Source organism: Ruegeria sp. AF8, assembly GCF_056541825.1.
Map to the genome: position 1 here is coordinate 193564 of NZ_JBQFYW010000006.1, position 23018 is coordinate 216581.

18 protein-coding genes are annotated in these 23018 nt (G+C 63.2%); all 18 read right to left on the bottom strand.

Translation table 11 applies throughout. The features are described from left to right. Window positions 1–95: 95 nt before the first annotated feature. Window positions 96–641, bottom strand: a complete 546-nt coding sequence (locus ACR0AO_RS12835; protein ID WP_480604116.1) for a hypothetical protein — start codon at window positions 639–641, stop codon at window positions 96–98. Between the two features lie 15 nt (window positions 642–656). Then, window positions 657–4010: a DUF6519 domain-containing protein gene (locus tag ACR0AO_RS12840; protein ID WP_480604118.1), complete on the bottom strand. Its 3354-nt coding sequence runs from the start codon at window positions 4008–4010 to the stop codon at window positions 657–659. Between the two features lie 18 nt (window positions 4011–4028). Further along, the gene (locus ACR0AO_RS12845; RefSeq protein WP_480604120.1) at window positions 4029–6218 is read right to left on the bottom strand and encodes a hypothetical protein; all 2190 of its coding nucleotides are present in this window, start codon (window positions 6216–6218) and stop codon (window positions 4029–4031) included. Then, entirely contained in the window at window positions 6215–9010 is a 2796-nt protein-coding gene (locus tag ACR0AO_RS12850) for a baseplate J/gp47 family protein (protein ID WP_480604122.1), read from the bottom strand. Before ACR0AO_RS12850 ends, ACR0AO_RS12845 begins: the two co-directional genes overlap by 4 nt. Further along, window positions 9007–11529: a putative baseplate assembly protein gene (locus tag ACR0AO_RS12855; protein WP_480604124.1), complete on the bottom strand. Its 2523-nt coding sequence runs from the start codon at window positions 11527–11529 to the stop codon at window positions 9007–9009. Before ACR0AO_RS12855 ends, ACR0AO_RS12850 begins: the two co-directional genes overlap by 4 nt. Then, window positions 11526–11888, bottom strand: a complete 363-nt coding sequence (locus ACR0AO_RS12860) for a GPW/gp25 family protein (RefSeq protein WP_480604126.1) — start codon at window positions 11886–11888, stop codon at window positions 11526–11528. The genes ACR0AO_RS12855 and ACR0AO_RS12860 overlap by 4 nt, the downstream gene beginning before the upstream one ends. Before the next feature lie 3 nt (window positions 11889–11891). Continuing rightward, the gene (locus tag ACR0AO_RS12865) at window positions 11892–12212 is read right to left on the bottom strand and encodes a hypothetical protein (protein WP_480604128.1); all 321 of its coding nucleotides are present in this window, start codon (window positions 12210–12212) and stop codon (window positions 11892–11894) included. Window positions 12213–12224: 12 nt separating this feature from the next. Continuing rightward, entirely contained in the window at window positions 12225–12734 is a 510-nt protein-coding gene (locus ACR0AO_RS12870; protein ID WP_480604130.1) for a phage baseplate assembly protein V, read from the bottom strand. Further along, window positions 12731–13861: a hypothetical protein gene (locus ACR0AO_RS12875; protein ID WP_480604132.1), complete on the bottom strand. Its 1131-nt coding sequence runs from the start codon at window positions 13859–13861 to the stop codon at window positions 12731–12733. Before ACR0AO_RS12875 ends, ACR0AO_RS12870 begins: the two co-directional genes overlap by 4 nt. After that, the gene (locus ACR0AO_RS12880) at window positions 13858–14220 is read right to left on the bottom strand and encodes a hypothetical protein (RefSeq protein WP_480604134.1); all 363 of its coding nucleotides are present in this window, start codon (window positions 14218–14220) and stop codon (window positions 13858–13860) included. Before ACR0AO_RS12880 ends, ACR0AO_RS12875 begins: the two co-directional genes overlap by 4 nt. Further along, window positions 14217–14873 (bottom strand): CIS tube protein, encoded by a 657-nt coding sequence (locus ACR0AO_RS12885; protein WP_480604136.1) that lies wholly within the window; start codon window positions 14871–14873, stop codon window positions 14217–14219. The genes ACR0AO_RS12880 and ACR0AO_RS12885 overlap by 4 nt, the downstream gene beginning before the upstream one ends. Window positions 14874–14880: 7 nt before the next feature. Then, window positions 14881–16107: an eCIS core domain-containing protein gene (locus tag ACR0AO_RS12890; protein ID WP_480604138.1), complete on the bottom strand. Its 1227-nt coding sequence runs from the start codon at window positions 16105–16107 to the stop codon at window positions 14881–14883. Next, window positions 16104–17564 carry an eCIS core domain-containing protein gene (locus ACR0AO_RS12895; RefSeq protein ID WP_480604140.1) on the bottom strand — a complete coding sequence of 487 codons (1461 nt, stop codon included), beginning with the start codon at window positions 17562–17564 and terminating at the stop codon, window positions 16104–16106. The genes ACR0AO_RS12890 and ACR0AO_RS12895 overlap by 4 nt, the downstream gene beginning before the upstream one ends. 34 nt (window positions 17565–17598) lie before the next feature. Beyond that, window positions 17599–17829: a hypothetical protein gene (locus ACR0AO_RS12900; protein WP_480604142.1), complete on the bottom strand. Its 231-nt coding sequence runs from the start codon at window positions 17827–17829 to the stop codon at window positions 17599–17601. After that, window positions 17826–19724 (bottom strand): ATP-binding protein, encoded by a 1899-nt coding sequence (locus ACR0AO_RS12905; protein ID WP_480604144.1) that lies wholly within the window; start codon window positions 19722–19724, stop codon window positions 17826–17828. Before ACR0AO_RS12905 ends, ACR0AO_RS12900 begins: the two co-directional genes overlap by 4 nt. Continuing rightward, the gene (locus ACR0AO_RS12910; protein WP_480604146.1) at window positions 19721–21067 is read right to left on the bottom strand and encodes a Pvc16 family protein; all 1347 of its coding nucleotides are present in this window, start codon (window positions 21065–21067) and stop codon (window positions 19721–19723) included. The genes ACR0AO_RS12905 and ACR0AO_RS12910 overlap by 4 nt, the downstream gene beginning before the upstream one ends. A gap of 730 nt (window positions 21068–21797) precedes the next feature. Next, window positions 21798–22460 carry a hypothetical protein gene (locus ACR0AO_RS12915; protein WP_480604148.1) on the bottom strand — a complete coding sequence of 221 codons (663 nt, stop codon included), beginning with the start codon at window positions 22458–22460 and terminating at the stop codon, window positions 21798–21800. A 40-nt stretch (window positions 22461–22500) separates the two neighbouring features. After that, window positions 22501–23013 carry a phage tail protein gene (locus tag ACR0AO_RS12920; protein WP_480604150.1) on the bottom strand — a complete coding sequence of 171 codons (513 nt, stop codon included), beginning with the start codon at window positions 23011–23013 and terminating at the stop codon, window positions 22501–22503. Between the last annotated feature and the right edge of the window lie 5 nt (window positions 23014–23018).

The following is a 23018-nucleotide window of genomic DNA, read 5'->3' on the forward strand; positions in this document are numbered from 1 at the left end:
TGGCCTTTCAGGCGTGGCCGGGGAATCTGACTGATCATCGTCATGCGCCAAAGGTCATTGCGGTTGCGGCCGACAGCTTAACGATACCGCTCCTGTCATTCCGGTTTAGGTGACAAACGATTCAGTGCCTCCAACGCTGCTGTGGCTTCGTCCAGGTTTTTCATGAACCGGTCTCGTGCCTCGTCTGTCTGCCCTTCTTCCCGGGCCAGGCGTTCAGCGGTTTTTTCGATATGTGCCGCGGCTTGCGGCAATGCCCGCCGGGCGGCGACCGTGAATCCTCGATCACCCAATCGTTCCAGGATTTCCTTGCGCCGTTCCGACGCAGTGCGGAAGGCATCCTCTGCCCGGCTGGACATGGCTTTAAGCCGCAAACCCGCTTCGACCACAAGGCCGTCGCCGGCGAGCTCCGTTGCCGCGACATCCTCGGCAAGCTGCAATCCTTCGACTGCCGGAACGACAATGCTGGCACCGAACCGAAATCCGTCGGGGCTGGCCAAACGCGGGTTGGCGGCAAGCAATGCAGCCTCGGCGCGACGCAGTTGCTGGCGCGATACGCGGCCCGACCCGATCCCGAAAATCCGGCGGGCCAGTGTCGTCAAGGTGCGCTCCCGGCCCAGGGTCGCGATGCGTGTGGTTGACATCGTTTTCTCCTTTCCTCAGTTCGTCAGGTTCAGCGCGTTGAATGGCGCGGGCAGCCCGGAATTATTCAGCGTGATGCCTGCTGTGGTAATGTTGCCGAGCACGGCGGCAGCCCCGTTCGCGCCGGTGAACAGACGCAGGGAGTTGGCGTCGGTGCTGTGCGTCACCGTATTCGACGAAACGGTCAGGCGCTGCCCGGCGATCAAAACGACCTGGGCCAACCCGCCCTGACTTTGCAGGTCGAACTGGTTGTCCGAAACGCCAATGCTGCGCGCACCGTTGCTGACGATCCACACCATCGCATCCGTCAATCGCTGCGCCGTCCGGGCCTGATTGCCCCGCACGTTGATCAGCGAAGCGACCGAGGGCAGCGCGGCGCGGAACCGGCGGGCCGACGCGACCCAGACCGCATCTTCCACACGGAAGAATACGTGCTCTTCCGGCGCGCGCCCCGGCATGGCCGAAAGGAAACCGGTCGTCAGCTGCCCGAGCCCGCCACCGGGTTCCTGAACGGGGCCAATGCGAATGGCACGCCAGTCGCTGCTGTCATCGGATTGTGAAAACTGGCCAAAGATCCGGTTCGCGCTGATTGTCAGACCGACAATGGGCGGCATCGCCAGAATACCGGACGCAGCGCTTTCCGGCTGTCCACCGCCGATCTCGGAGATCACGTTGGCGGATATGTCGATGCTGCCGCTGCCCTGCAGCGCAATTCCGGCATAGATCTGGCCCTCCAGCCCGGCTTCGCCGATCATGCGCAGGGAATTTCCGACGACCTGTCCGGTTTCCGTGTTTGTCACAAGTACCCCGACCGCGAAATCCTGGCCTGCGGTCAGCCCGATGCGCTCTATGGAGTTGTTGTCGACGGCAAGGTGCCGGATCGAGGCATCCGGTTGAACGGTCACTCCGGCCTCGCCGCAATCGCGGATGATGTTGCGTTTGATGAAAACCGTGTCGTGCTGCCCCGCAACCCGAATTCCCGCGCCACCGAGGTCGAAAATCGTGTTTCCGATCAGCTGGGCATCGGTTTGCGCCTCGGGCATGAGGTTCGGCAGCAACGTGATGCCGTCGACGGTGCCTTCTCCGCCGGAAATTTCGCAATCCTGCACACGAACTGTACCCGCCGAAAGCCTCATCGCGGATCGGTTCGCCAGTGCTGTCGAACTGTCGATGGAAAGCGAGGCGGCCGGAATTTCGGCCCAGTTGATTTGCAATCCCGTTTCCAGCGAAAGGACCAGGTTGCGCGACATGAGTGCCGCCGCGATGTTGATGGCCGACCGGTCGAACCGCACCGCATTGCGACCGCCGAACAGGATGCAATCCAGTACCCGCAACTCGGCGAATGCCACGAATTGCAGGTCGCCATCCTCATCCAGCCCATAGGATGACCGCGATCCCAGGGCATTGGCGGCCACCGCGATACATTCCTCGATCTTGGTGCCGACCTGAGTGCCATCAACGGCGATGCCGAAATCGGCCCGGTCTTCGGGATTGGGCGCGATGACCACGCATGCCAGACGACGCAAAGCCAGAAGCGACGTGTTGACGGCTGCCACTCCGTGAACGGGTGGCATACCTCCATTGGCGTCCTCGATGGGCGCTGCGAGGATCGAGAACCTTTCCAGCCTGGTATCCACCGAGGTTTCCACCTGCACCGCGCCCCCCGCACCCTGATAGACAAGGATCGTGCCGATACCCTGCCCCACCAGGCGGAGACCGGCCCGGCCGACGATGCGCACCGGTTCCCGAAGGGCGTATATTCCGGCCTCCAGACAGACCGTGCCACCCAGGGCTTCGACCTGATCGACGGCGTCCTGAATCGTCAGCGAGCCAGAGTTGTGCCCTTCGGCGGTCACACAGACCGTACAGGCGCATCCCTCACCCGCCTCGAATTGCGGCGGCCAAAACTCACGGCAATCCAGCACCAGTCCAGCCGCGTTCGGCCCGGCCGGTTCCATGATGGCCAATCGCGTATAGTGCCGCTGCACGCCATCGGGCGGCGCGTTGTTCACCGGCTCGATCTGGGTATTCGCGGTCCGTGCGGCAAACCGCCAATGGTCCATCTCGCGCCATGTTCCCGGACCACCGGCCGTCGCAAAGCTGACGGTGATCCCGCTTTCGAGCAGAATTTCGCTGCCATCCGGGGGCACCGGGATCAACCCGTCGGAGCCGGGCAGATCCAGATCCTCCCATTCGGTTCCATCCGAAAGGCGGATAACCCCGCGCTGGTCCCAACGGATCAGGCGGGTGTGGCGGTTCTCGATCGTGTCGTCATCGACACCCGAGGGCATCAGATCCGCCTCGATTGCGCTCTCGAACTCCACCGTTCGGGTTTCGGCATCCACATCCGCTACCCGCAAAATCTGACCCGACCGGTGGTTCAGTTCACGGTGATTGTCAGTGATCTCGACCCAGTCCCCGGGGGAGAAACGCAAGACATCATCGCGGCCGATGCGGGCGACGGTCACGGATTCCGCGTCCGACGCGATTGAGGTTACCGTTGCCCGAACGGACGCGTTCTCGCGGCTGAACTTGAACCGCCAATCACCTTGAGTGGGGGTATCGTCAGGGTCGAAATCGGGTCGCAGCCCGTGGATTTCGACACGGTAGAATTGGTTTTCGACGCCCGAATACCCTTCGGTCGGAGGCACCAGACAGGGATCTTCGGGATCCTCCACATCGACGGTTCCATTGGTCAACCGGGCGGTGGAGGGGGCGATTTCATCGGCCCAACCCTCGATATCCGTATCCGGCGTCGCGCAGGTCACGCCGTCGCCCACATCCTCGAAAACGCGCACCTGCCACACGGTCTGCCAGCGGGTCGCCGTGTCCAGCCCGCCAAGCGCGGGATCAAGCAGCGCGGGCATCTCGGTCGGCGTCACCTCTCGCTGCCATGCCACCAGATAAACCATATGGCGGCCATCTTCAGGCAGATCTTCGGGTGTGGGCCAGTGGGGCTGAATGAAATAGTCTGTGAAATCGCCCTCGGGAGGTGAGATCATTTCGTCCAGAACCCCTTCAGGTCCATCCGAACCGGGCCTTGCCCTGTCGAAGACCGGTGCCGGACGGGTGGAATCAGTTCCGTCGAAATCGGCAAACCCAAAGGATTCACAGGTCATTCCGTCCAGATAGAGCCTGCCGCGCCCAAACTGGAAGCCGGTCGGTATCAGTTGAATTTCGAACGCCAATTCGGTTTCTCGTGGCACGACAGCGCGGCCAATCGTGTCAACCGTTCCCGCGCGGATGCGGCGTTCGAACAATTCGACCAGCTCGTTCCAGTCGCTGTCCAGAACCGCCCGTCCCTGTTGAAGAAACACCCCTGCGAAGCTTCTCAGGGCGTCGAAGCTGTCTCTGCTATAGTCACCGCTCATTGGGTCGCTCCTTCAAATTCACGTTTCATAGAAAATCCCTGCCTCCAGACCAAAGCGAAGGTATTCCTCCAGCCTGATCCGAAGGTTGGCCTCGCGTTGCGGGGCGGCAAGAAGGTGATAGGCCCCCATCTCACCCTCGTCCGAGGCGCCCATGCGGATTTCGGCGGGGCTGGCGAGCCGAAGCTGGACATAGGCCGGATGCGAAGAGGATTGCGCCACGAATCCCGGCACCAGCCAGCGCACGATCCTGTTGCGGATCAGATCGCGCTGCGCCTGCGGGATCGGTCCGCCCGCCGCTTCGACGGCTGCCGCAATCGCCTGATCGATGGCAAGTTGCGGTTGGCATCGATAGCGACGCGGCGTGATTGAGCCGTCCGGGACATAGCTAAAGCGCATGCAGCCCTGCTGCCGCCGCCGCGCCTGAACCGGGGCAGTGCCGCGCGCGTGCAGGATGCTGTCCGACACCAGAGGGAAACTGCGCGCCACGATGCGCCCCAGAACGGTGCAGGCGAGAATGGTCAGAGCCCCCGCCGGATCGTCCTCGCCGCCCGGCCCCGCGATGGCCAGGCCTTCGGCGCTGTCCCGGGCGGGCAGTGCGGCAGCGTCCACGATGCTGTCGCGGAAGGTGGCGTTGGTGGTCTGATCCATGCGGATCGGCCCGGTGATGGATCGATCAATCAACAGTTCGACACCCGTCGTCGTCACGGTCAGGCTCTCCGCGCCGGGTGTCGCAGGCGCACCGGAATCCGTATAGGACAGACCGGGGATCAAGGTCAGGTGGCGCAGGGTAACGGATTTCGGCGATGCGCCGTCGCCGTTCGGCGCAAGTGTCACCGGCTGGCCCTCCAGCACGAAACCGTCGAGCGCGATGCGCGCGTTTTCCCCGCCGGTCAGCGCCAAAGGCCCGGGTGGCCGCAAGATCGGGCGATGGCCGTTTGCGGCGCGCAGGATCACCTCGGTATCGGATTCGGCGCCGATCGCGACCGCTTCTGCAAAAATGTCCGATGTGGTGATCTCGACAATGCCGCCCAACGTTGTGATGTCATTGATCGCGCTTTGGATGGTGGGATGAGTGACCGTCGGAACCTGGATCAGAGCCTGTCCCGGATCGCGGGTGAGCGTGGCGGCGCGGTTATAGTGACCTCCGCCGATCCGGGCCGGAAAGCCGGTTCGGAAAGTCGCGCGCACCTCACCGTCTTCGGGGTTGGGAAAAGCGATGCGGCCCAGCACCGGATCGACCCTAACAAGTGCATTTGCGGGCGGGTTCAGCGGATCGGTACCTTCGATCTCGGCCAGATCGGTTGCGGAAATCGGGTCATGAGGCGAGTGGTTCCAACCCGGCGCATCATCGGACAGATCGCAAGATTCGATTCTGGTGACCGGCACCGGAACGTCATCGACAAAGATCTCGAACGCGCGACCCGGTCCGTACCAAAGCGCCGGACTGCGGGCCAAGGCGCGGTGCGACATGTCGCCGGGTACATGTTCGGGGCGCGAGATCGAACTGATCGTGTCCTCGGGCTGGGGCATGTTGACGAGTTGGCGTGGCGCGCCCAGGGGATCGAACAGATAGCGGCGGCCATCCACCTGCGTGGTCTGCGCGCGAATGTGGTCCTTGGGCAGCAATCGCCACAGGAACAGGCCGATATGCGGGAAATTGTGCTTGCCGCCGATGGATTTGACGTTTGGCCCCTGCTGGATCGCGCGCAGATCGGCCACATGGCTGACCCGGTCAAAGGCATGGGTCATCGGCTCGAGATCCAGCGGATCGTGCAGGTCGGGCGCCAGATGATGGTCCGGACGGATATGATTCATGTGCTGGCAGGTTGCGGTGACCTGAAAATATTCGACCACATGAGCGGGCCAGCCGGTCACATCGCGGGCCAGCGCCTCGAGCACCGCTGCGGTGCCCTTGCGGCGGCGGTATCCGATGGTGTTGGCGACCTCGGCCCGATTGCCGACATCGGTTCCCTCGATGGGGTAAAGGGCGCGATATCCGATGGTTCCGCCGATATAGGGCGCGGCCCAGTCCTCGCAGGTTTCGATGAAAAGGTTGTCGAGAAGCTGTTCGATATTCTCCTCGACCACCGCGCCTTCGCGCGCCAGAACGGCCATCAGCGCCCTCAGCGGCCCGCCCTCGTCCGCATCGCGAAGGCGGTGGATTGCCGGCAGCAGTTGATAGAGCGCCTCTGGTGTGATCCGGTTCATGCCATCACCTCCAGCTTGTCCAGCGGGCCAGAATCGAGTGTCAGGATTTCCGCAGGCAACAGCGTGCCGTCAGGCGCGGCCCGCCCTGTTCGGGAAACCAGTCGCGGATGTGCGGTGGCGGCATTTTGCGGTGGGGTCGTTCGATAGAACCGGTCGATATCCACCGCTTCAACCCCGTCCACCTCATGGGCTGCCGCTGCGACTTCCGACAGGCTCAGCAGCGCGGAAAAATCTCTGCGCTCGAATGAAAAGACCCGCCGCATATGCGCCTCGGTCGCGGCAAGAACCGACTCTTCATCGTAAGCGGCATCTACCGCAACCCGCAAACCCAAACGGAAGGTGGCCGACTGGTAGGACAAAAGATCGACACCGACCAGCGGATCGCCCAGTTCCCGGAAAGCCAGCAAAAGATTGTCATGGGTCGTCGATCCCGGTGGCAATTCCCCTCCGTCGTCACCGGCAACGGTCACGACGATGCGGCGTGTCTGCCCTTGCCAGATCCAGCGCGCTTCGGCCTTTGCGATGCCGGGATAACCAAGGGCGAAATCACGATAGTCGGTCAGCGAAACCACGCGACCCAGTGTCAGAGTATAGATCGGGGCGTTGCGACGAGCGTCCTGCGAGGCTTCGGCATCGGCGCCGCCAGTCGCAGCAAGGGGATTTTCGACCTCTTTCAGGCCCAGCGGACGGTCGAGCGGAAGTTTCAGCTGTCCGGCCCTCAGGTTTCCCGCCGCTCCCAGCCCGCGCGAATACTCGGTCACGATGTTGTCGCGTCCCGCCGACGGCCTTGCACCGGAGACGCCGTCACCGAATTCGACCACGGTTTCACCGTCTTCCGTGAGCGAGGTTTTGAAGATCCGCGCGGTTGTGCCGCGATCATAGAGGTCCGGAACTTCCTGCCATTCCACCCCGTCAATGCGCAGGCTGAACGTGCTTTCGACACCGTTTTCGGTCGGAGCCAGCCGATGGGTGACCGGGGCCTGTTTGAGCAGGAATTTCTGGAACGGAACCGAAGGATCGCCGTGACCCAGGATTTCCGTGACACCTTCACCATGGGCGGCACGGGCCACGTTGGCGTGGATGCTCAGGTTGTGCCGATCGAAAGCGGCCCCCAGTGGCTCGGCCAGTTCCAGCCGAGATCGCCGCGCGCTGAGCGCGATGACACGATCCAACACCGCAGGCACCGCCACGACTTCGGCGTCTTCGGGTGCCGGAACCGTCCGGAACTGGCTGGCCGGTTCGGTCACGGTGCCGGTAAACCCGGTCGCGTCCTGTACACGGAACACGGTGTCCGACCCCAGGGATTCGGGCTTGTCCAACAGCACCAGAACTTGCCCCCGGGTCACGCTGCGCACCGCGCCATCATCATGTTGCAACGTTCCGATCAGCCCCCGGAACTCCAGATGCGCGCGCTTGCCGCGGAAGATCAGCCTGCGCCCCTCGGGCAAGTCCCGGGCGCTGGTATCCAGATCAATCTGATGGCCTGCCACCCATTGCTCAAGCGGCACATCGGCAAAGGCCAGCTCCTGGCTGGCGCCATAGATCGCGCTGCCGCGATAATTATCTCCCTCGAACAGGTCCGACCGGTGCGAGGTGTCCAGCGACAGGCGCGAGGTCTTGCCGCTGATCGCATAGCGCGCCAGCGTATTCTCAAGCGCGGTTGTTATGCGGTAGATCTGATGGGCCCCCGCCGCGCGGCGAATGACGATCCAGCTGTCCTCGACAAAGCTTTTATAGACATTGTCCAGATGGATGCGGCTCGAGGTATCGAACTCGAACACCCAATCCTCGGGCGCAGCCGAGGTCCCACCAATGGTCGACGGAGAATTGGCCAATGGCGCGTCGGCAAAACCAAATCCGTTGCGCTGTCTGTTGGTCAGCACCAGCGGATGCGGCGCGTTGAAGCCAAAGAACGAGGCCCGTTCGCGCAGGTGGTAAAGCCGCAACGCCGGATCGGTGGCCGAGCTTGCGGGAGCAAGATTGCTAAGCCCGCCGGACCAGGTGATCCGGGTGCGCGATCCGTCCCGCGCCTGCTCGACAGACAGGACATGCCGCAGGTTCCAACGGCCCGACTCATCGTCGAAACCGCTGAAATCCTCATCCCAGCGTTCGCGGTCGATAAAAACGATGGCATCACCGACGACAAGGTTCGGCGTGCCCGCAAGCCAGGCCTCGGTGGCGCCGTTGTTGGGCAGAATATTGCGGCTTAGCTGCGGGTGCAGGGAGTTCCAGGCAACACGTGCTTCGAGCGGCTCGATGGTTTCGAACACCTGCGCCTGTTCTTCGGGGCCGGGCTGCGACTGGACCCGGGTTCCGATTGGCACTTCCAGTTCGGCGACATCCGGTTCCGCTCCAGGCGGGTTCTCCATCAGAATGACCAGATCGGTTTCCGCAGCCGATCCGGGATGCAGGCGATAACCGGTCAGGCGGGCAAGCTCCGAGATCGACAACCTCTCTGTCGCGGTACCCATATAGGCTTCGTTGGCCAGGCGATCCTGATAAAAGGTCAGAACATCGCAGGCCGCCGCCCAGGCGTCGATAAGGGCAATCGAGAAATCGTCGTCGGAACGTGTCCGCAAACGCGCCAGCGCCGGATAGGCGGCCGAGGCCAGCCCGGTCAACATGGATGCCTTGAAACGGGGATGATCGCCGACGCGGAAAGCAATGGCCGACAGGCTGGGCCGGTTGGCGGTGTTCCGCAAGGTCGACAGGGCCGTACCCTGGCAACAGCCGCAAACATCATGTTGCGAGCCTTCGTCGGGATGGCCGATACGAATGGGGCCGTTGTTCATTTCCCGCCTCCCATTTCGATTTCCAAAGCGCCATGTTCGGGGAAATTCCGGTCATTTTCCAATTGCGCGATTTCAAGCCGCCCGAAGGTCAGAACACCGTCATCCAGCGGTTCAGTGCGGGTCGAGCCCCGACGCCGGAAATGGGTGGCCCGGACCGATGCGACACCCTCGATCTGCATCACGCGGGCATAGATCGCGGACAGATAGACCGGATCGCCGAAAGTGAAATGGTCTGGATGGAAAAAGCCGGTCGTGCCGTCCGGATTGCGGATTGCGGACAGGGCGTGCAGCACCTCTTGGCGTACCTGTGCACGAAAATGGTCTGGTTGCGCACAGATGAACAGACCGATTTCCAGTGGAATGAAACGTGGGCCATCAATCTCAAGGTCATAGCCTGCCATGCGAACGGCATTCAGTTCCTCGCGCAGTTCGGCTTCGAATTCTTCGGTGATGGGGCGATTGCCGAACCGATCGACGGTGACAAAGACCGTGTGCCCGTGCCCGTTCCACCGGAAGGTCGCAGCGGCGCGTTGCACGTCATGGTGACGCAGGGCCATTTGTTCATAATCCCCGGGCGTCACCGCACGTTCCTGACGGCGATAGGCATAGGGGGCGGCTTGCCGGGCCTCCTCCATCGTTTCCGGATCGACACCACCGGTTGCGGGGATCGGATTGCGGACGGCGGTGATCTGGCTGACCCCGGTGATCGCGTGGTTGAGCGCGTCGGCGCCCACATTACCGACGCGCCCGTTGCCGACCCGGTAGGTGGCGGTAAACGGCGTTCCGGCGGTTGGCCGGCGGCCATTCTGATTATCGCCAAACCGCAGGTAGGCGGCACCATCGGCCTCTGTTTCCGTAACGAAGTGGGTCTGTTCGGGAAGAGACTGCAGCAAATCACGCCGGGCCTCCCAATCCTCGGTGGCCGGAGGGGTGCCTGATTGAAGGGTCACATAGGGCTTCCGGGTTGCGGGCGGCAGCTCGATGGCGGCAAAGGCCGATGGCGCGTCGGCATCAAAGGCGGCAATTTGCGACACGGGCCCGTTCTCAAGCCTTGGCCGGTAGCGCGGCGGCACGGCGCGCGGCTCGGGGCGATCGCAGGGATTGTCCGAAGGGTCGGGCACCAGTTGCAGATGCGGCTGAGGTACGCGACCCAGATCCTCGTCCGCGATAGTCATGCCATGATCGGTCAGAACGACATTGCCCAGAACATGCGAAATGTCTCGCTGCAGGCCGCCTCCGGCCGCCTCGTCCAGTTCGGACGAAATACAGATCGGGAAGGGCAGCGCGTCTTCCTCCGCCCAACGGATTTCCGTTATCGCGACCCCTTCCAGATCATCGGTCAGCCCGGATTGCACGGCGGTCAGACGCACGGCGTGGCGGTTTTCCGGGTTGGCATCGGCGGCACGTCCCGTACGCGGGCCGAGCCGTTCTTCAAAGATCAGAATGTCGCCCACGGCAAGCTCGGGATGATCCCCGGCCAGGGTCGCGCGGGTCGCACCCCCGGGCAGGCAGCATTCGGCATCGGACCATTCATGAAAGAACAGCTGGTTGTGATCCTGGAACAGGTCCTTTTCGTGCAGCGATTCAAAGACCAGCGGCGTCAGGTTCAGCGCGTCACGTTCGTCATCGCTGCTCTCGGCAATCGCCGGATCAAATCCGAGTAGCCGGGTGAGGATGCGGGTGCGCATTGGCAGGGTCACGTCATCGCTCACATCGAAGTGAACCCAGGCGCGGGCGTTGGCCCCGTCATGCATATGATAGTCGACAAGCCGCACATGGCGGCGCACCGATGACCGGCGGCGCGCTGTGGCAAGATAGGCCTCGGTCGCGACCGCATCCTGTGCATAGGAAAGACGGTCCGCGGTATAGGCCAGCGCCTCGACCAGTGTGAGGCCCAGATCAGCCGGGTTGCGTTCACGCCAGTCGGGCATGATCTGCGCCATACGGCCCAGCATCAAGCGGCGGAAACTGCGGTAGTCCTTGGCCAGATAGCTCAGCGCGGGTTGTTCCGGCGGCTCTTCGGGGCATGCGTGAACCGGAGCGCAGTCGAAATCCGACGGACATTCGACCTTGAATGAAAAGGCGACCTCGGACAGCACCCGGTCGATCCCCGGCGGCGGCGACAGGTCACCCGGGCTGGCCACCAGCCGCAGATGATAGGTGGAGTGATCGCCGGCCGAAGATGTCCGTAGAACCAGAACCTGATCAGGGTCAGGAACGTTCGCAAGCCAGGCGATCAGCCCCGGTTCAGCAAGTGTCGCGTCCGGTGCGTCGGCACGTGTCAGCCATTCCATCCCGACATTGGTGACCCGTTCGCCACCGGTCAGCTCGAAATTGTCGAGCGTCAGAGCGGGTGCCGTATCGAGAAAACGCAGCAGCAATGTACGCTGGGCAGGGGTATCGGCGGGCGCTTCGCGGTCCAGAACCTCCAGAAAATCGATACCGTTGATGACGACGCCGTCATCGATGGCGCTCAGAACCCGTTCGCGGCGGCGGGGATCGCAGCAATGATAGATCATGCTCCACCTCCGACGGTAAAGCTCGCCTGATCCTGCGCGCCGGTGCTCAGGATTCGATAGGCGATGGTGATGGTGATCATGGCGTCATGCGCCTCGGCGGTGATGGTCAGAACCTCGATCCGGCGGCCCAGATGCTGTTGCAGCGCGCCGCGTATCATGAATTCGGTGGTTGCCACCTGCTCGTCGCTGACCGGCGCAAAAAGCAACTGATAGATGCCCGAGCCGAATTCCGGGCGGTTCACCCGCTCGCCCGGATTGGTGAAAAGGATCAGTTCGATCAGGTCACGAACATGATCCGCCTCAGAGGTTTCCGCGGTCCGGTCGCGCCCGTCGAAGTGATATGGGAAATCAAGTTGCATGGCCTACATCCCGATCACCCGCGTCTGAGCCTGAACCGGGATCAGCGGCGTTCCGGTGGGCGCGCAGATCGACGTCGAAGACATCAGCACCGCAGGCGCCCCGTCGATCAGCACACGCGTCGCCGCGACCACGTAATTGGCGGTCACACACGGCCCGTTGCCGCCCGGCGGCACGAATCCGCACCCCGCCACGGTCCAGGGCGAAGTCTGCGCCACCGCAGGCTGACCGCTCAGCAATACGCGGGCCGATGGGGATACCGGCAGCGCCTGACCGCCATGCGAGCAGGTGACGGTTGCGCCGAGATGCAGGATGGGTCCGCTCATATCCGTTCCTCCTCAGATCACTGTCAAAGCGCCGTTGTTCACGGTCACGGTCGGGCCAGTCATCACGATGGATGCCCCGCGCCCGTTCTGGATGTAGATGCCGGTGTCGTTGACGATCAGCGATGCACCGGCGGCGGTCTTCAGCACGATCCCGCCGGTCGGGCCAGGCAGGTCGGTCACGGTAATGCCGTTCTGCAACAGCGTCTGGATGGTGACCGCGCTGACCCCCGGCGGGGTTAGCTGATGCAGGGCCGGAACCTCGGCCGCCGAGCCGAAGAAACACCCGGTCCAGATCGGATAGTCCGGGTCACCGCGTTCGAATTCGATCCAGACCCCCGCGCCGATGGGCGGCACGCCGATGGCACCGGTCTGGGTTCCGGCCACCGGGAAACAGGGCATGCACCAACTGGTCAGCGCCACCTGGCTGACATCCGGCACGATGGCCTGAATGCGCCCGGTCAGCATCGGGTCGACATTGTTGACCACGGTTCCGCGATATTTTCCCAGATAGCGTTCGGTCATGCCGGTATCGACGCGCGCGCTGGCAGCAGCCCGCTCCTTTTCAATGTGAAACTCTGCTTGTACTGGCCGCGCGACATTTCATGCGTGACCCGTTCAACGTAGTGCACGCCGTCAAAGGCGTGGCCCGCCCCCCGGACACCAACCAGTCCGCGTGCTTTCAGAACCCGCCCGTAACGCAACACATCAAGCGTACCCTGACCGCTGACGGCGTTGTTCTTGTCCGCCGCCCGGGCAAAGCCACGCGCCAGCGCCTGCACCGGATTGAGCCGCGCGGTGTCGCGCAACCGGGTGATCTTGGGGGGCAGCGGCGGCACAGCTCCCAGTGGCGGCATGAACGGGATCTGACCCGGAATGGGGATGGGAATGGGGGCCTTGGTCAGCGCATTGTGAATATAGACGATGGGGATCTCGGATTGTTCCTTGTCGAAACTGAAGCTGAGATTTTCGCAATTGCTGGCCGATCCGCTGTCGATTGTCAGGGCGGGCTGTACCTCGCCCATCCGGATATCCGGCCCCCAATAGGCAAACGAGGTCGCAGGCGCGGGACCCGGCTTCATGAAGAACGTATATCCCGCCTCGCGCGCCAACGCGCGAATATAGGCCAGGTCAGTGTCCTGATGGCGCGGGATCACCTCGGTCGGCAGGGGCGGGCCTTCGAGGCTGGGGATCACCTGAGGGATGATGCCCAGCCAGGCGTATTTGGCAAGAATAAGGGCCACGCGCGCCTCGGGCGGCATTGCGGGATAGGGGATCAGGCCCGAGAAATCGATCACCTCCATCGCTGCGGTCAGGTCCTTGCCCTTGACCGACAGTCGCGCCGGGTCACCGCCCGAACCGGGCCGGATATCGGTTCTGGTCACCACCCCGTTGATCAGAGCCGTTGCCTGCCCGCCGATTGTCGCGACCAGAGCGACACGCAGGATTGGCAGCGTCGACCCCCCCGACAGCAGGAAAATGGTGTTCAGCGGAGAGTCTTTTTCAACCAGGAACACCAGTTCGAACCCGGACTGGGTCTCGCCCGAGTTTTCCTCGACCCGAACGGTTTCCAGCGCCTCGATCACCTCGCGCGGGGCCGGGATCGGAATGCCGGGTCCGAACAGAAGGGATATGTCAATGCCCCGGATCATGTCTCATCCTCGGGACCGGGCACACCTTCGGGCAACGTGAGACGGAGCGGAAAGCCGGTCTGCTCCAGCTCTTCCGGCCAGATCGCGCGGTTGGCGTCGCACAAAAGCCAGAAGCTTTCGGGATTGCCAATGGTCTCCGCCGCGATCCGATCCAGCCGGTCGCCTTCGGCCACGGTCCGGTACCCGATCGTGGCGAAGCGTTCAGGCGCGGGCGCAAACCGGCGGGCGAGGAAGGGGATCAGACGGCCATCGGCCGCGGTGTGGGTGCGGGTCGGAATACCATGATACCGGCTTTCCGGTGGGAAATCGGTGGCGTCGACAATCCCGGCCTCGAGCATGGCCTGAACGGGGTTTTTCATAGCGCACCTCCTGCGCCCAGCGCGTCAAGCGATCCGGCGGTTGCACGGGTGGCAAGCTGTTCCTTGGCTTGCAGGTAAGCCATGAACAGACCCGAACCACGATGATTGAAACCAAGATCCTCCACCGAGAGGCTGCGCAGCGACAGCGACACCTTGGCCCGGATCGGATTGAGGTTGGGATCAAAGAATTCCTCGGTGATCTGCAACGATTTCAGCAGTACCGGGACAATACGGCTGGCGCTCCAGACGAACAGCGCCAGTGGCGTTTCCGCCGGCGCGATTTCGAACGATCCTGCCCCGGCCTGAGTGTTTTGGCGGTTGAGCTGGGCCGTGGTCGGATGCAACATCGTTTCCAGCGCGGAAAGGGCGGGGAAGATGCCATGCTCTACGGCGGTCTGGTTCTGGTCCGGATACTCCAGCTGATCGGTCGCGTCGATCACCGCTTCCAGCGTGATCGTTTCCACTGCCGGTGCCCGCAATCTGAGCGGTTGCGCCCGGTTGCCCGCCTCGTCCATACCCTGCGCTTCGATCTGACGCGACAGGGTTTCGGGTGCGTATTGCAGGGTGACGATGCGTTCAACCGCGCCGGTTTCGGACGAGATCAGCACCAGTCCGGCGCGGATGAGTTTCGGTGATCCCGGAAATCCTGTCATGGTCCCCTCACGGTGTCGGATCGCCCGGCTGTACGACGCAGGTGGTCGTGGCGGTGCCGTTGGTTGCGTTGAAATCGTCGATGGTCACTTCGCCTGCACAGTCTGTGGCAAGTTCCGAGGCCCGGTTCATACGGCTGACATAGGCTTGCAAAGCGGCCTCGAACTGGTCGATGCGGTTTGAAAAGACGGCGGCGGACTGCCCGTTGCGCCCTGTAAATGCCGGATAGGGGTTGTTGCGCAGGAAGGTGATGAAATCGCGCCCGTGCTCGCCTTCGTGAAAGCCCAGGGACGTGTTGCCCACATCCCGGTCGCTTTGCGCGCGCCCCCGCCCATAGCCCGACGTGGAACGGGCCGTCACCCCGGGGCCATAGGTCGTGCGGATCGACAGACGGAAGGCGGCAGGGTGAACGGTAAAGGATGTCACCCGGTTGTTCATGGTTGCCCCATCAACCAGATTAGCGCCGCTTGGCAGTTGCTCCGGTATAATCTGCGTTTTGGCCTTGTCGGCCATTGCCGGGTCCGAGGTGCGGGTATCGGGAAGAATGGTCAGCGTCACCGGTCCGATCTGCATCGTCGCGCCGCCTCCGGTCCGGGGGCTTGCGGTCGACGGTACGGGTGTCGAAACGCCTTCGACCGACAGCCAGTCGGGAATGGGTGTGCCCAGAACGGTGTTCCCGCAAGACGCCCGTCCCCAGGCGTCATCGCCCATGACCTCGATGCATCGGTTCAATTCGCGCGCTTGCCGGTAGGTGAGCGTCGAGCGCCCCCCCGGACCGCGCGGATCGTCGCGGTCTCTGGACATCGGGGCAAACGGATCACGCGGTCGGCGGAATTCATCGTCATTCATACCGAAACCATCGGGTATCCGGCGGATCACCGGCACCGCGCCGCGCGGCTGGATGGTGTGGGCGATCTCATGCGCAAAAACGCGACGCCCCTGCAACGCGCGCATGTCGTGCTGACCGCCGGCAAACCCGATGTGATCGCCAATGGTGAACGCCCGCGCACCGATGTCACGCGCTGTCCTAGCCGTGTCCGGGTCGTCGTGCAGACGGACATGAGACAGGTCGCGGCCAAAGCGAGGTTCGAAGAAGGCGCGCTCCCCGGCATCCAGGACCCGGCCGTGCGATGCCATGAAATCCGTTTCGGCGGCGCGCGCAGTCTGCGATGCCACCTGCGGGAGCGGCGCTGCATTGCAGCGCGATTTCCTAGATATGCGGCGTGACCGGATCATGGGCAAATCCTGTCCAGCACGCGCGTCATCCAGTTGGCGACGGCGATATCGGTTTCGCGCGACTGCACCTCGTCCGCAACCCAGGCCTGCGGGTCGTTGAACGCCCGGTTGAAAGCCGCGCCCGAGCCGTGTTGCTGCCGCAGGGTCGAAACGTCTTCGCCGTGAATTTGTTCATGCGCCAAAGTCAAACGTTCAAGCAGGGCTCCACATGGGCCGGTGGTCGGCGCCACCTGGATTTGTCCCGAGGCGCTGGTGGTTCCTGCGGTGGTCAGGGTCTGCCCCCGGGCGGTGGCGCGATCGTCGATGCACTGTTCGATATCGTCGCCGGACGTGTTTGCCGGATCGGCGCCGCAGGCGGTGTATTCGGCAATGAAAAAGTTGGAATCCTGAATTTCGCCCGCCAGTTCCGTTTGGCATCCGCAAAAGGATGTGTCGATATCCAGGAACGTTCCGCCCGGAAACTCCGATATGATCTGAAGCGCGTCGGTCTGCTGGCCTTCGGCCTGCAACTCTTCCACCAGGAACATAGCCGTGACCGGTCCGATACGGCCGTCCTCGGCGACGCCGTTTTCAGCCTGCCATCGCCCGATGGCTCGGGCCAGCTCTTCGTCCGAAACCGCGGGCCAGCGGGAAATGCCGATCACGTCGCGGATCACCGCAAGCGTGAAAGGGTCGTCAAAACGGCGGCGGTTGAAATCGATGGCCACCTGAACATCGCGTGCGGACAATGTGCGCGCCGTTGTTCCGGCCCGTTCGGGCCGGATCGCAAGGTCACACTGGACAATCCGCTGTTTTCCCGAACCCTGCTGGAATGTGTGGGTGATCTCGTGCGCCAGCAGACGCCGGCCTTCGATTGTGTCCGGATTGTGCTGGCCGGTGGCAAAATAGATATGGTTGCGATGGGTAAAGGCGCGTGCGCCTATCTCGCGGCTGAGCGAATGCGCACGGCCGCCGTCATGCAGCCGCACATGGGACAGGTCCATACCAAAGCGCGGCTCGAATGAAGCGCGGGTAGAGGCGTCGAGGGCCCGACCACCCGATCCTTCGGTTGCCAGGCGGCTGGCAAATCCGCTCGATTTCCGCGCGGGCGCCAGGTTTCCCGAGGGCTTGGCTTGCAGTTCTTCCTCTTCCTCCTCCTGACGCTGCAACTGAAGCTCTTCTTCCTCTTCCTCGGCCTGTCGTTGCAGATCGCCCGGACCGACGGCCGATATGGGTCCGGCATTGCCACCGGCGACAATCCTGTCGGCGATACGGTCTGCCTCCTGTTCGAATGCGTCATCCGGCCTGCCGATGGTGAGCTTGGCCTGAACGCCCAGTTGCTCGCTGGCCTCGCATTCGGCGCATTGTCCCGATGGGCCGGGTGTTCCTCCGCAACTGCACGCGCGCTGAACGAGGTTGGTCACGACCTGCGGCGCAGACCCCGGCGCGGGTTTCGGGACGCGCATTGTTTCGGTCATGACCAGATCCTCCAATGCTGATGCAGGGTGCGTTTCATCGTTTAATCGCCCCCACGGTTGCCGATGCGATCTGACTTGTGATCCGGCCTTTTCCGGTCAGTTCGGCGCGGGCTGTATCGCGCGATCCGCCTTGACCGGAAACAGTGCTTCCAAAGGAGTTTGGCAGTTCCGACAATTCCCGGCGCAGCGCCGCCTTCAGTTCTTCCCGGCTCAGGTGGGCGCCGTCCGTTGTCACCGAGTCAATCTGCAATCTGATCCGGGTCATCCGAACACTCCTTGCTCATTGGTCGAAAAAGGTTTCTCCAGTTTTGCGTATTCCCGCTGCGCCGCCCGCGCGATGTGGTGCATCCCGACGGGTTCCGGCGCCGAGGCGGCAAGGTAGGACGCATTGAGCGCGACAGAGCGGATCGAGCCGCCGGAAATGGCCAGACGGGCCAGCGCGCCGTGATCCAGCCGGTCGCAAGGCGTCTCGGGCGGAAAAACGCGCGCCCAGATCTCGGCCCGCGCCTGCACGTCGGGAAACGGAAAGTTCACCACATAGCGCAATCGGCGCAGAAATGCCGTATCCAGTGCCGATTTCTGGTTGGTGGTCAGAATGGCAAGGCCGCGATAGGTCTCCATCTTCTGCAGCAGATAGCTGACCTCGACATTGGCGTACCGGTCATGGCTGTCCTTGACCTCGCTGCGTTTTCCGAAAAGGGCATCTGCTTCGTCAAACAAAAGGATCGCGCCGCCATCCTCGGCCGCAGCAAAGATGCGGGACAGGTTCTTTTCCGTCTCGCCGATGTATTTGCTGACGACCTGACTCAGGTCGATGCGATAAAGATCCAGCCGCAACTCTGCGGCCAGAATTTCGGCGGCCAGGGTCTTGCCGGTTCCGGATGGGCCGGCAAAAAGCGCCGCCGCCCCCAAACCGCGCGGGCTTCGGGCTTCCCAGCCCCAGGCAGTGTTGACCCGCCAGGCGTCGCGCAGATGCCCGGCCAGATCCTTCAGGATCGCCGTCTGCGCCTTGGGCAGAACGATGTCGTCCCAGACCGCATGGCTTTCGATCCGTTCGGCCAACCCTTCCAGCGCGCGCCTGCCCTGATTGCGGGCCGCCTGCCACAAGGCGTCGGAAAGGTCCTGACCCGGGTTCGTCGCCATATCCACCGCCGCTTCAATGGCGGGCGGGTCAAGGGCGAACTGGCCGGACAGGCGATCCAGAACGGGACCGAGCGCGTCGGCACGCGGCCCAAGAGCGCAACGCCAGACCTCAAGCCGGTCACCGAATGCCGGGGCCTCCAATTCCAGACGCACGCGCGGCGTTCGTTCGACATGAACCGGTTCGTCCGAGGACAGAATGACGGGGCCGCTCAGCAATTCGGCCAGCGCCGACGCACCCGAGACCGCGCCGGCGACACTTTCGATCAGGACGGCCCCCGCCGACAGCGCCAATTCCCGATTGAGAAGAACGCAAAGCGCCTGCCGTTGGGTCCAGTCGGCGGGGATGTCGATCGCGTGCAGACGGAAGAGCGGGACGTTCAGCCGCCGGACAGCGGAAAGAGCCACCTGCCGGCGCGATAGCCGGCCCCGCCCGACAAGCTGGATCAGCGGCAGTTGGCTCGGGTCGCGCCAGAGATTCGCAATTGTTTCGGCCTGTTCGGGGTCCGTTGCGGGCCGATCCCGTTCCGGATTGCACAGGTGGACCAGACCGTCCAGCCGCCGGTCAAGATAGTGAATGCCCAGCATCGCCTGAAGAATTCGCTCATCCAGACGCAGGGCGCGGGTGCGGATCGGGCCCTGGCCGTCCAGGTCGACCAGCCTCCAGCGGCGCAATGGCGCCTCGGGGCACAGGATATCCCAGACTGCCGGACCGATCAGCCGTTCCAGCATTGCCGGGTTCAGTGCGCCGGTACCGTTGAGTTGCTCGACCGAGGCGGCAATACCTTCGTCCAACTCGTACCCGGCCGTCAGGGCCAGCACTTCCTGTTCGACACCGGATAACCCGAACACATGGGCCAGAATCGGCAGGGCCGACGTCGCCGGAGGCTCGAAAGGTGGCAATGCGGTGCCGGAAGCCAAAGCGCCTAGTCGCGCGCTGACTTGCATCAGGGCGGTGTCGAGCCCCTCGCGAACCAGGGTCAGCGTAATGCCGGCGTTTGGTTTCATTTCGGCGGTCATGGGATTGTCACCGTTTCAAGGCTGGGTGGGGTTGTCGTCAGATCGATGACCGGACTGTCGATGCCATCGACCCGCAACCGGACCGGAACTTCGGTGCCCGAGGCCAAGCCCGCAAAAGCAGCGGTTGCGTCGCTTGCCGGGCCGACCGGGCTTGGCAACACCTGCATCTGTGTTCCTGCCAGAATAGCAAGGCTTTGTCCGGGCCGGACCGGAGGTGCGCATGTCATGGTTATGTTCATGTCGGGAGGTGCGGGAACGACTGACGCGGTGCTGTCCGGCGCAAGTGCCAAAACCAGCGCATTAGAGACGATTTCGCGGCCACCCGCCTGTCGCTGAAGCACATCGATGGCATAGGGGCCGATCCGCCATTGGGCCGGGTCCAGCGAGGTGCCGGTAGCAGGGTTGCCCGCGCCCAGCGGCGTGCCGGACGGCAATGTCACGATCAGCCGGTCAGGTGATACGGGTAGTTCCGGGGCGAGGGTCAGGACCGTCCCGGTGCCAGGCTCGGAAAAGCGCACACTGACCTCGGTCCCGGGTTGCCCGCCGTCCAGCGCGAACCCGGTCAGGATCACCTGACCTCCCATCCGCATGACCGGGTGCCCGTCCTGCGGCAGCGCAGCGGTCAGGGTCGGCACCGGTGGCAACAGCGAGGGACGCACGGAAACACCCGGGTCGCGGTCGGTCACCGGGTCGCGCAGGCCTCCGCGCGACAACACGGGCAAGGTCGGACGAATCGGGTGTTCACGCTGGATCAGAACCAATGACACGTCATAGGCGACGGTGGTCCGGTAACTGGCCTGAAACGCAGTCCATAGTTTGGACATGTCGTCCAGCGAGACCGCCCGAGGCGTGATCTTGAGCAGCTCGATCTGATCGGCCAGTTCAGACGCGCGGATCGGATCGAATTCCACCGGCGGCAGGATGTCGTCAATTGTCGCCGCCTCAAGCGCGGCACGAATGGTTTCACGGCCCAATATCCCGTTCTCGTGAAACAGTTGCATCGCATAGCCCAGCAGAATCTCGGCATGCAGCGGCTCGCCGGACACGACGGTGATGATATAGTGCAACTCCAGCGCCAGCGTCGGGCGTTGGGTCAGTTCGCCTGCGGCATTCCGGGTCGGCAGATCGTTGTTTCTGAGGGCGGGACTGTGTGTGGCGCCATAGAGGAAAATGTTGATTTGCGTGGGCTGATCGCCCTCGTCCGTTACCACACGGTCGAGTGGCAGCGCCGTAACGGTGAAGTCTGATCCTAATACCTGACTGATGTCGCCCGTGATCAGGGCGTCGTTCAGAAGGTCTCGCAACAGCTGGGTCACGGCGGCAATGGCCAGAACATTGCTCATCTCCGCCTCCCGCGCAGATAGTCGGACAGCGAGGGCAAAGCGGGCGGCTGCCGCGCCGGTCGCGGTGGTTGTTTCGGGGTGGCGGACCTCACATCCAGGCGGCCGATCCGGATCGTGATTTCCTGCTCGGGCTGCTCAGTGATCTCGGGTCGTTTGTCCCGCTGGGAGGGAGGGCGCACAGGTTCCAGGGCACTGACGGGCAGTTCTGCTTCCGCAACTTGAGGCAGAAGCGGTTCCGGAGGTGCAGACTGGATTGCAGTCGCAGTTTCAGTCGGCTTCGATCCGGTCGGCATGGGCTCCGGAGCGTCCCGGACGGCGGCCTTCACGCCGGATGCATTCGGCATGCTTTCCGAGTTCGCGTTCAACACTGGAGAGAATGAGGCATTGTCAGGCAGAATTTCCTCACGAGACGCTGGTATGTTCTGGTTCTTGTGAAGTATTTCGTGTCGCTCTGGCGGATGCCGCGCAGGAGGTTGCGAAACGTCGCCCACATGGGCCAGCTTGGTGGCTGGCGGGAGCTGAGGCGCGGGCGGTATCGGTTTCAGGTTTGATTGCGGGTCAGGTGGAGAAAAATTCAAGGGACTGGTTTGGGGCGACTGGGCTCGTGTTTCAACGCGCGTCTCGACAAATCCGGTATCGCCTCGGCTCTCGAACCGCGATGGCAGGCGTGGCCGCAGCCCACCGCTTGCCTGACCTGTAGCGCGGCGTACGAGGGATTGGAGAAAACGGCTCATTCCGGCCTCGCCAGAGTCAGATACGCCCGACGGCGCGCAGGGCTGAGTGACAGGATTTCCGCTTCGGTCCAGCCATAACTGGCGGCAAGTTCGGCAATTTCGGACAAGAGCGCGGTTGCCGCATGTTCAACGGCGGCCCAGACATGCGAGGGCACATCAAGCGTTTCCGTCCAGCCCGCGCCGCAATCGGGGCACGTCAGCGACGTGACCAGTTCCGCCGCCATTGCCTCCTCTTCAATTTGTCGATCCAGTTCCGGGGAAGGTTTCAATCCCGGAGCCAGCCATTGGCTCAGGGCTGCCGGCATTTCATGCGGTTCCAGCGCCGTCATTGCCGCAACATCCCGGCTTGTGATGGCGCGCGGCTCAACATCCTCCGCCTTATCCACAGCCAGGGCCTCGATCAGCAACCCGATGTCGATCTCGGTTTCCAATTCCGCGCCGCATTCGGCGCAGGCGGCCCGTGCGGGCAGGGATGGCCCGAACGTGCAGCGGCGCACATCCAGCAATCGTCGATCGCGTTCGGCCAGCGACAGTCCCGCAGGGTCTTCGCCACCGGATCCAGCCGCCCAAAGGATTGCCAGGGCGCGGTCCAGCGGTTGCCGGTTGGCGCCTGCCTCCCATGCGGCCAAAAGGCCGGTTGCGGTCAAACGGTCCTGCATTTGCACCTCATTCAAACGGCTTCATGCCCGGAATTGCGGATCAGAAGGCCGGTTCGGTCGGTTCCTGAACATCCGTGTCGCGGACCCACCCCTCGTTTTCGAGTTTGATCGTCTGAATTGCGACGGCGTTCGCGTTCGCGTCCAGCTCCGGCAGGGCCTGAAACTCCGACACCCAGCAACGGAAGACCTGATAGGCGATCGCGAGCTGACCCGCCTCGTTATACATTTCGATGATGATGTCCTTGCGAAAGTCCTTGAGCGACGTCTCGGCCCCCAAACCGGCACCAAAGGACCAGACCTTGTTGGCCCAGGCTTCGAATTCCGGGTCGTGGGTGACACCCCGCTCCAGAGTGATCGCCTCGAACTTGGACCGGCCCGGCGACTTGCGGCCCGTCGACGGGTCGCCGCCAACCCGATGCTCGACCACTTCGGTGGTGCGCTTGAGCGCGCCCACTTTGGATATCCCGGCAACGAACCGACCATCCCAGCGGACCCGGAACTTGAAGTTCTTGTAGGGATCGAACCGTTGTGTGTTGACGCTGAATTCAGCCATGTCTG

Excerpts from the sequence above, each read along its gene's own strand:
- ACR0AO_RS12880 (WP_480604134.1), bottom strand. The coding sequence starts at position 14,220 with ATGAAAAACCCCGTTCAGGCCATGCTCGAGGCCGGGATTGTCGACGCC.
- ACR0AO_RS12865 (WP_480604128.1), bottom strand. The coding sequence starts at position 12,212 with ATGAGCGGACCCATCCTGCATCTCGGCGCAACCGTCACCTGCTCGCAT.
- ACR0AO_RS12920 (WP_480604150.1), bottom strand. The coding sequence starts at position 23,013 with ATGGCTGAATTCAGCGTCAACACACAACGGTTCGATCCCTACAAGAAC.
- ACR0AO_RS12910 (WP_480604146.1), bottom strand. The coding sequence starts at position 21,067 with ATGAGCAATGTTCTGGCCATTGCCGCCGTGACCCAGCTGTTGCGAGAC.
- ACR0AO_RS12860 (WP_480604126.1), bottom strand. The coding sequence starts at position 11,888 with ATGCAACTTGATTTCCCATATCACTTCGACGGGCGCGACCGGACCGCG.
- ACR0AO_RS12850 (WP_480604122.1), bottom strand. The coding sequence starts at position 9,010 with ATGAACAACGGCCCCATTCGTATCGGCCATCCCGACGAAGGCTCGCAA.
- ACR0AO_RS12840 (WP_480604118.1), bottom strand. The coding sequence starts at position 4,010 with ATGAGCGGTGACTATAGCAGAGACAGCTTCGACGCCCTGAGAAGCTTC.
- ACR0AO_RS12895 (WP_480604140.1), bottom strand. The coding sequence starts at position 17,564 with ATGACCGAAACAATGCGCGTCCCGAAACCCGCGCCGGGGTCTGCGCCG.
- ACR0AO_RS12870 (WP_480604130.1), bottom strand. The coding sequence starts at position 12,734 with ATGACCGAACGCTATCTGGGAAAATATCGCGGAACCGTGGTCAACAAT.
- ACR0AO_RS12855 (WP_480604124.1), bottom strand. The coding sequence starts at position 11,529 with ATGATCTATCATTGCTGCGATCCCCGCCGCCGCGAACGGGTTCTGAGC.
- ACR0AO_RS12905 (WP_480604144.1), bottom strand. The coding sequence starts at position 19,724 with ATGACCGCCGAAATGAAACCAAACGCCGGCATTACGCTGACCCTGGTT.
- ACR0AO_RS12890 (WP_480604138.1), bottom strand. The coding sequence starts at position 16,107 with ATGATCCGGTCACGCCGCATATCTAGGAAATCGCGCTGCAATGCAGCG.
- ACR0AO_RS12885 (WP_480604136.1), bottom strand. The coding sequence starts at position 14,873 with ATGACAGGATTTCCGGGATCACCGAAACTCATCCGCGCCGGACTGGTG.
- ACR0AO_RS12835 (WP_480604116.1), bottom strand. The coding sequence starts at position 641 with ATGTCAACCACACGCATCGCGACCCTGGGCCGGGAGCGCACCTTGACG.
- ACR0AO_RS12875 (WP_480604132.1), bottom strand. The coding sequence starts at position 13,861 with ATGATCCGGGGCATTGACATATCCCTTCTGTTCGGACCCGGCATTCCG.
- ACR0AO_RS12845 (WP_480604120.1), bottom strand. The coding sequence starts at position 6,218 with ATGAACCGGATCACACCAGAGGCGCTCTATCAACTGCTGCCGGCAATC.
- ACR0AO_RS12900 (WP_480604142.1), bottom strand. The coding sequence starts at position 17,829 with ATGACCCGGATCAGATTGCAGATTGACTCGGTGACAACGGACGGCGCC.
- ACR0AO_RS12915 (WP_480604148.1), bottom strand. The coding sequence starts at position 22,460 with ATGCAGGACCGTTTGACCGCAACCGGCCTTTTGGCCGCATGGGAGGCA.